1 protein-coding gene is annotated in these 337 nt (G+C 59.6%); it reads left to right on the top strand.

Annotation, left to right across the window (positions count from 1 at the left end):
- The coding region (locus tag J8I87_RS44285; protein ID WP_209938957.1) for an IS3 family transposase at positions 1-285 on the top strand (285 nt) is incomplete at its 5' end.
- Between the last annotated feature and the right edge of the window lie 52 nt (positions 286-337).

Raw genomic sequence — 337 nt, 5'->3', positions numbered from 1 at the left:
TCGTTCTTCGGCACGCTTGAAGCGGAGCTACTCTCGCGAGAACACTTTGCGACCCATGAACAGGCCAGGCAGCGCATCTTCTGGTTCCTGGAGGGCTGGTACAACGTACGCCGCCTGCACAGCAGCATTGGCTATCGTTCGCCGCTTGAATTCGAAAACCTCAACGTAAAAACGCAAACCGTATCGCCTTGCGGGTTGCCCACCGGCGGGCAGCGTCATGGTCGTGAGAGGCGACCCGCCGCCCGCCCGTGGACAACCCGCGACTCAACACTCAACGGAGGTTAGATCGCATCAAATCGCTGGCTGCAAATCCGTCCGTCGAACCGGGTCAACCTCA

It is taken from the genome of Paraburkholderia sp. LEh10, assembly GCF_017814945.1.
GTDB lineage: Bacteria > Pseudomonadota > Gammaproteobacteria > Burkholderiales > Burkholderiaceae > Paraburkholderia.
This window is presented reverse-complemented; position numbering and strand designations above follow the sequence as displayed.